Origin of the sequence: Sphaerisporangium sp. NPDC088356, from assembly GCF_040685555.1 — a bacterium.
GTDB lineage: Bacteria > Actinomycetota > Actinomycetes > Streptosporangiales > Streptosporangiaceae > Sphaerisporangium.
In genome coordinates, this window is record NZ_JBFBIK010000015.1 from 1 (window position 1) to 6,601 (window position 6,601).

Annotated in this window: 5 protein-coding genes; 4 read left to right on the forward strand and 1 reads right to left on the reverse strand. The window is 69.7% G+C overall.

Annotation, left to right across the window (positions count from 1 at the left end; translation table 11 throughout):
* Positions 1–155 precede the first annotated feature (155 nt).
* On the forward strand, positions 156–1,649 hold the full coding sequence (locus AB0O34_RS08395) for a serine/threonine-protein kinase (RefSeq protein ID WP_363914051.1): 1,494 nt from the start codon (positions 156–158) through the stop codon (positions 1,647–1,649).
* A 128-nt stretch (positions 1,650–1,777) separates the two neighbouring features.
* Positions 1,778–2,779, forward strand: a complete 1,002-nt coding sequence (locus AB0O34_RS08400) for a hypothetical protein (protein WP_363914053.1) — start codon at positions 1,778–1,780, stop codon at positions 2,777–2,779.
* Positions 2,780–2,896: 117 nt separating this feature from the next.
* On the opposite strand, the gene AB0O34_RS08405 is transcribed toward AB0O34_RS08400, so the two are convergent.
* On the reverse strand, positions 2,897–4,831 hold the full coding sequence (locus AB0O34_RS08405) for an amino acid transporter (RefSeq protein WP_363914055.1): 1,935 nt from the start codon (positions 4,829–4,831) through the stop codon (positions 2,897–2,899).
* Positions 4,832–5,038: 207 nt separating this feature from the next.
* Between AB0O34_RS08405 and AB0O34_RS08410 the strand changes: the two genes are divergently transcribed.
* Together AB0O34_RS08410 and AB0O34_RS08415 are read left to right on the forward strand one after the other, a co-directional pair.
* A complete protein-coding gene (locus AB0O34_RS08410) occupies positions 5,039–5,995 on the forward strand; it encodes an ATP-binding protein (protein WP_363914057.1) in 957 nt (318 codons plus the stop codon).
* 99 nt (positions 5,996–6,094) lie between these two features.
* Positions 6,095–6,481 carry an SCO5389 family protein gene (locus AB0O34_RS08415; RefSeq protein ID WP_363914059.1) on the forward strand — a complete coding sequence of 129 codons (387 nt, stop codon included), beginning with the start codon at positions 6,095–6,097 and terminating at the stop codon, positions 6,479–6,481.
* The last annotated feature ends 120 nt before the right edge of the window (positions 6,482–6,601 follow it).

Consider the following 6,601-nt stretch of genomic DNA (forward strand, 5'->3'; position numbering starts at 1 on the left):
AACCCCACGGCGACGTGGGGGAGTCCCCGGCGTTCACGCCGGGGAGGATGTCAACTCTTGTGCGACCCCGGTTGGAGCGCGCCAAAGCCGGCGTTTGTGGAAGACTGCCGATCTGCTGACATCTCTATCTATCGCCCGCGAAGGGGCATTTTCGGATGGGAACTCCTGGGCAGCTGGTGGTGAAGCGATACCGGCTGGTGCGAGCACTCGGTCAGGGCGGCATGGGCATGGTCTGGGAGGGGCACGACACGCTCCTCGACCGGCCGGTGGCGGTCAAGGAAGTGCTGGTCCCGCACGGGCTCGACTCCCGTCAGCAGCTCCAGATGGTCCACCGGACCTCCCGCGAAGCCCGTACGGCCGCGCGGCTCCACCACCGCTCCATCGTCGGCGTCTTCGACGTGGCCGAGGAGGACGGGCGGCCCTGGATCATCATGGAGCTCGTGCCGTCGCGCTCGCTCGACCGGGTGATCGCCGGCGAGGGCCCGCTCTCGGTCACCCGCGCCGCGAGGATCGGCCGCGAGGTCCTCACCGCCCTGTCCGTCGCGCACGAGGCCGGAGTCGTGCACCGCGACGTCAAACCGGCCAACATCCTCATCGGCTACGACGGCCGCGTGGTGCTCAGCGACTTCGGCATCGCGACGTCCCTCGGCGACCCCGTGGCCCAGCGGAGCGGCACGATCGGATCGCCCGGCTTCCTCGCTCCCGAACGGGCGGCCGGGGCGGCCGCCGCACCGTCCGCCGACCTCTGGTCGCTCGGCGCGACGCTCTTCGCCACGGTCGTCGGCAAGCCCCCCTTCGACAGCGCCATGGGACCGCTGGCCTCGCTGCTCACCCAGGACGCCGAGCTCACCAAGGCGCCCGCCGAGCTGCGCCCGGTGCTGGCCGGCCTGCTCGCCAAGGATCCCGCCAAACGGATGAGCGCGGCCGAGGCCGGACGCCTGCTCGACGCCATCGTGGTGCCGGACGAGCCGGCGTCCGCACCCGCACTCGCCCGGGGCGCGAGCCGTACGAAGCTCCTCGCCGGGGTGGCGGCGGCCTTGGTCATCGCGGGCGCCATCGGCGGGTGGGCCGTTCTGCGGCCGGCCGGCACCGCGAGCGCGGGTCGCGCCGGCACGTCCCCGCCGAGGGTTCCCGCTTCGGGCGTGACCCCGCCCGCGACGCCCACGCCCACTCCGAGCCGGTTGAGGCTGAAGTGGCACGACGCGGGCCAGGACTGGAAGGCGGCGGTTCCGCGAGCCTGGCGGCTCGGCATCCAGGAGGACTACTTCACCTGGGCCGACCGTACGGGCACGGCCTACCTCGGGCTGGAGGTCATCGACTCTCGCGGGAGAGACCCGCTGGACCTGCTGCGCGAGGTCGAGACGTCCCTTTCCGGCTCGGTGAGGAAGTACCGGAGGATCCGCCTCGAGAAGGTCCCCGCGAAGCGCGACGTCATGGCCGAGTGGGAGAGCACCTGGACCGGGCCCGGCTACCACTCGTGGGCGGTCAAGGGGGTGCCCTACCACGAGCTCCAGAGGATGATCGTCACGGGCGACCGCATCAGCGTCATCGACTGGGTCACCACCACGGCCGAATGGGAACGTCTGAGCCCGACCATGGACGCCGTGTTGAAGTACTACCACCCCCCGGGACTTACCACCCCCAGATGACCTTCAGGGTAGGTTCGCTGCCTGTCGGCGGCGGCGATGACGAATCCGCTCACGGAGTGGCAACAAGGCATCGCCACCCGATGAATTCCTACTAAGGTCGGTCGTATCTCGATCACGAGGAGATGGGCATGAGCTGGCTCTCGAAGCGTCTTCTTCTCGGCCACCTGCGCACGGGACCCACCGTTCTGCTGCCCGCCAAGTCGAGCCCGGCGGCGCTACTCGCGGTCCTGCGGCTGGCCGATCCCGGCGCGCAAGCCGACGGCGACGACATCGCGCTCACGGGGATCCGGGTGAAGCCCGGCCTCGAACTGTCAGAGCAGGAGCTCGGCAAGCTCCTGATCACCGACGAGAACCAGCTCTGGGCTCATCGGGTGGTCGCCGACGGTCCGCTGCCCGTCGACGGTTTCGACAAGGGGCTGGCGGAGGGCATCGCCTACCGCCTCGGCGGCTGGGCGATGACCAGGGGTGAGATGACCGACCCCACCGACGACGACTCCCTGGGGCCGGTCGCGTACCTGGGGGAGATGCCGTCGCACGACGAGATGATCTCGCTGCTGCGCGGCCACCTGCGCCCCGCCGAGTCACTGAAGCCGGCCTGGGAGAAGGCCGGCTCCGCGGAGCTCCTCGACGGGATCGTCCACCGGTACAAGGAAGACTTCCGCATGTACGGCGGAGCCGACATCCTGGTGTCCCTCGCCTACACGACCAAGATCCCTTCGGCCGTGCGCGCCGTCATGCCGTACGCCATCGAGGTCGTGCAGGTGGACGTGCGCCCCTTCGAGGACTCCGACGGCACGATCGTCCTCACCGGGGACGAAGCCCTGCTCGACACCGGGGCCGTGGCCCTCGCCATCGCGGATGCCTTCAACGGGCTCGTGACGGACACCTGGGGCTTCCAGATCTCCACCCCCGAGGACCTCCTCCCCCCGCCCCCACCCGACTCACCCTCCGCCGACGCGACCTCTCCCAACTCGACTTCCCCCAACCCGACTTCCAGCGGCTCGACTTCCAGCGGCTCGACTTCCTCCGATGGGACTCCACCCGACTCAACCCCACCCGACGCGACCTCGCCTGACTCGACTTCCCCCGACGCGACTCGTAGCGACTCGACTTCCTCGGACGCCACCTAAGCCGTACGCACCCCCTGATGGCCCTCGGCCGGGCGCACCCCCTGATGGCCCTCGGCCGGGCGCGCCGGGCGCCACGCGGCCCCGCATAGGCCGGGCAGGACAGTGGGGGCTCGCCGGTCAGCCGACGTGGACCGGGGGGCGGCGGGTGTCGTCGGGCTCGGCCTGGCGGAGCACCTCACGGGTCAGAGGCGCGACGTCGCCGCCGCCGAAGACCAGGTAGCGCAGGAGCGCCGCGATCGGGTTGCCCTCGGACCAGTGGAAGTAGACGTGCGGGAGCTTGCCGGTCTCGTCGCGGATGTGCAGCAGGACGGCCGCGATCGCGTTGGGGACGGTGGCGCCCTGCACCCGCAGGATCTTGTAGCCGTGCCGCTCCTCACCCACCACGCACAGCTCTGAGTGGAACTCCGAGGCGTCCTCCACGGTGATCTCGAGGAAGAGCAGGGGCTCGTCGTCGGGCAGGTGGTGGTTGCGCCGCGTCTCGTGGTCCTTCTCGGCGTACTCCCGCTCGTCACGCGCGTCGGGCTCGTTGGCGATGATGCGGATCTTGCCGGGGACGTCGACGAGGCGCTTGGCCTGTTCGTCGAACTCGATGGCGCTGACGCGCAGCTCGGTGGAGCGCGTGGCCCGCGAGATGATCGAGGTGACGACGATGGCGATGACGAAGAAGAAGGCGATCTTCAACCCGTCGGGGCGCTCGATGATGTTCGCGATGGCCGTGTAGGCGAGGATCAGCGCGACCACACCGAAGCCGGCGGCCCGGCCCCGCCTGCCGTGCTGCCAGGAGGACAGGGTGACCGCGACCGCGGCCGAAAGGATCAGCGCGAGCACGCCCGTGGCGTACGCCCCGCCCTGCTCCTCGACCCCCGCGTGGAAGAACATCGTGATGGCGAAGGCGATGGCGGTGAACACCAGCACCAGGGGACGCACCGCCCGGGTCCAGTCGGGGGCCATGCCGTAGCGGGGGAGATAGCGCGGCACGATGTTCAGCAGCCCCGCCATGGCCGACGCGCCGGCGAACCAGAGGATGGCGATCGTGCTGATGTCGTACGCCGTGCCGAACAGGTCGCCGAGATACTGGTGGGCGAGGTAGGCCAGAGCGCGCCCGCTGGCCTTGCCGCCCTCCTTGAACTCCTCCGGCGGGATCAGCACGCTGGTCGCGAAGCTGCTGGCCATGAGGAAGACGCTCATGATCAGCGCGGCGACGGTCAGCAGCCGCCTGGCGCCCTTGATGCGCTCCTCAAGATCGCCCTTCACGAGAGGCATCACCGCGACGCCGGTCTCGAACCCTGACAGGCCGAGGGCGAGCTTCGGCATCACGAAGAGCGAGAGGCCGATCATCGCGAGCGGCCCCGAATGCTCGGTGGTGAGCGCGTGCTGCCAGTCACCGACCATGGCCGGATGGGCGATGGCCTGCACGACGGCCGTGACCACGACCACGACGTTGAACAGGAGGTAGACCGCCACGAGGACCACGGCCAGGCCGATCGCCTCGCTGAAGCCGCCCAGGAACACCAGGCCGAGCAGCGCGATGAGCAGCAGCGTGATCGGGACCTTCCACCCCTCGAAGAAGTCGGGGACGAAGGGGTTCTGCAGGACGTGGGCCGTGGCGTCGGCCGCGGACAGGGTGATCGTGACGACGAACGCCGTGGCGACGAACCCGAGCAGGAACAGCACCAGAAGCTTGCCCCGCCACCCAGGCAGCAGGCCTTCGAGCATGGACAGCGAGCCCAGGCCGTTCGGGCTTTCGGCGGCCACGGCGCGGTAGGTCGGCAGCGCGCCGAACAGGGTGAGCGCGACGAGCAGCAGCGTGGCGATGGGCGAGAGCGACCCGGCGGCCAGCGCGGCGATGCCCGGCTGGTAGCCGAGCGTCGAGAAGTAGTCGACACCGGTGAGGCACATGACCTGCCACCACCGGTGCTGCTCGTGGGCCGCCGGCTCAGCGTGGTGGCCGATGGACTTGCGGTCGGACTGGAGCAGGCCATGCAGCAGCCAGGCGCGCAGCTTGTCGTCGGCGCGCTCGTCGGCCGCCGGCGGAGTGGAAGTGGCCGCCACCCTTGTCACCCCTTCGTAAGTGCCGCAGGACGACAGGAACCCTACTCACAGCCGGGGTCGGCGGCGACCAACCCGTGCCTCCTGTGGATAACCGTGACGAGGACCTGATGAGGCCGGGTCATGAATCGCTGAGGAAAGGCCAGGCGCGTGGCATGATGAGGCGCCCGGTACTTGCAATGGTTTTCATAATCAGATTGGATCCGACACATGAGAGTTGCCTTCGTCGGCAAGGGCGGGAGCGGTAAGACGACGCTTTCGTCGCTGTTCGCCAGGTATGCAGCACGGCTGAGCGGCCAGGTGGTCGCCATCGACGCCGATATCAACCAGCACCTCGGGCTGGTGCTCGGGCTCGACCCGTCGGCGCTGCCCCAACCGCTGGGCGCCCATATAAGCGAGATCAAGGAGTACCTGCGGGGCGACAACCCCCGGGTCACCTCCGCCACGTCCATGGTGAAGACCACCCCGCCAGGCCGGGGCTCCCGGCTGGTGAGCGTCACCGATCCCTTCTTCATGGAGCGGTTCGCCACCGGCGTCCAGGGATTCCAGCTGATGGTCACCGGCCCCTTCAACGAGGACGACTTGGGCGTGGCGTGCTACCACTCCAAGGTCGGCGCGGTGGAGCTCTTCCTCAACCATCTGGTCGACGGGCACGACGAGCACGTCATCGTCGACATGACCGCCGGCGGCGACTCGTTCGCCTCCGGGCTGTTCACCCGGTTCGACATGACCTTCCTGGTCGCCGAGCCGACGAGGCAGGGCGTGAGCGTCTACCGCCAGTACCGCGACCACGCCCGCGACTTCGACGTGCCGATCGCGGTGGTCGGCAACAAGGTCCATTCCGAGGCCGACGTCGCCTTCCTCCGGGAGCAGGTGGGCGACGACCTGCTGGTGTGCCTGGAGCACTCGCCTGCCGTCCGCTCCATGGAGCAGGGCCGCGCGTTCGGCCTCGACGACCTCGAACCGGCCAACCGGGAGGCCCTCACGGTGCTCATGAGCCACCTGAGCGCCCAGAAGAAGGACTGGGAGAGGTTCGGCCGCCAGGCGATCGAGTTCCACACCCGCAACGCGCGGGCGTGGGCCAACCGGGCCACCGGCGAGGACCTTCTCCAGCAGATCGACCACGACTTCGTCTTCGGCGAGCGACCGACCGTCGGAGCCGGATGAGGGCCGGGCGCCTACGCGACTGTGCCCATAACGCCACCTGGAGTCGGGGCGAACCGGCGCCTAACGTCGAGTTCGTCCCTCCCGAGAGGAGAACCAAACATGTCGCTGACCGTTCCGAACGAGCTCATCGACCAGGCCCGCGCGGGTGAAGTCGACGACGAGGCGTTCCTCGCCTGCGTCCGCGACTCCCTCCCGTACGCCTGGACCCTGATCACCGGGCTGGTCCGGCAACGCCAGGAGGACGGCGCCGAGTTCGCGGACAACCACACGCCACCACCGGACGAGGCCGCGCGCGGCCAGCTCCTGCGGTGCCTGGCCAGCGACGCGATGCGCGGTGCGCTGGAGCGTCACTTCGGCGTGCGGCTAGCCTTCCAGAACTGCCACCGCGTCGCCGTGTTCGACCCGACGGCCGAGAAGGCGCACGCGGAGTTCGTCACCGCGCGCGCCCAGATCCTCAACCAGCAGCCCGACCTGGTCGACTGCTGACGCGGAGCACACTCCGTACGGCTCCCGCCACCCACGACGGCGGGAGCCGTACCGGTTTCGGCGCGCACGACGGCGGGAGCCGTACCGGTTTCGGCGCGCACGACGGCGGGAGCCGTACCG

Bases quoted from the DNA above. Each gene is read 5' to 3' on its own strand.
- AB0O34_RS08400 (WP_363914053.1), top strand. From the start codon at position 1,778: ATGAGCTGGCTCTCGAAGCGTCTTCTTCTCGGCCACCTGCGCACGGGA.
- AB0O34_RS08395 (WP_363914051.1), top strand. From the start codon at position 156: ATGGGAACTCCTGGGCAGCTGGTGGTGAAGCGATACCGGCTGGTGCGA.
- AB0O34_RS08415 (WP_363914059.1), top strand. From the start codon at position 6,095: ATGTCGCTGACCGTTCCGAACGAGCTCATCGACCAGGCCCGCGCGGGT.
- AB0O34_RS08410 (WP_363914057.1), top strand. From the start codon at position 5,039: ATGAGAGTTGCCTTCGTCGGCAAGGGCGGGAGCGGTAAGACGACGCTT.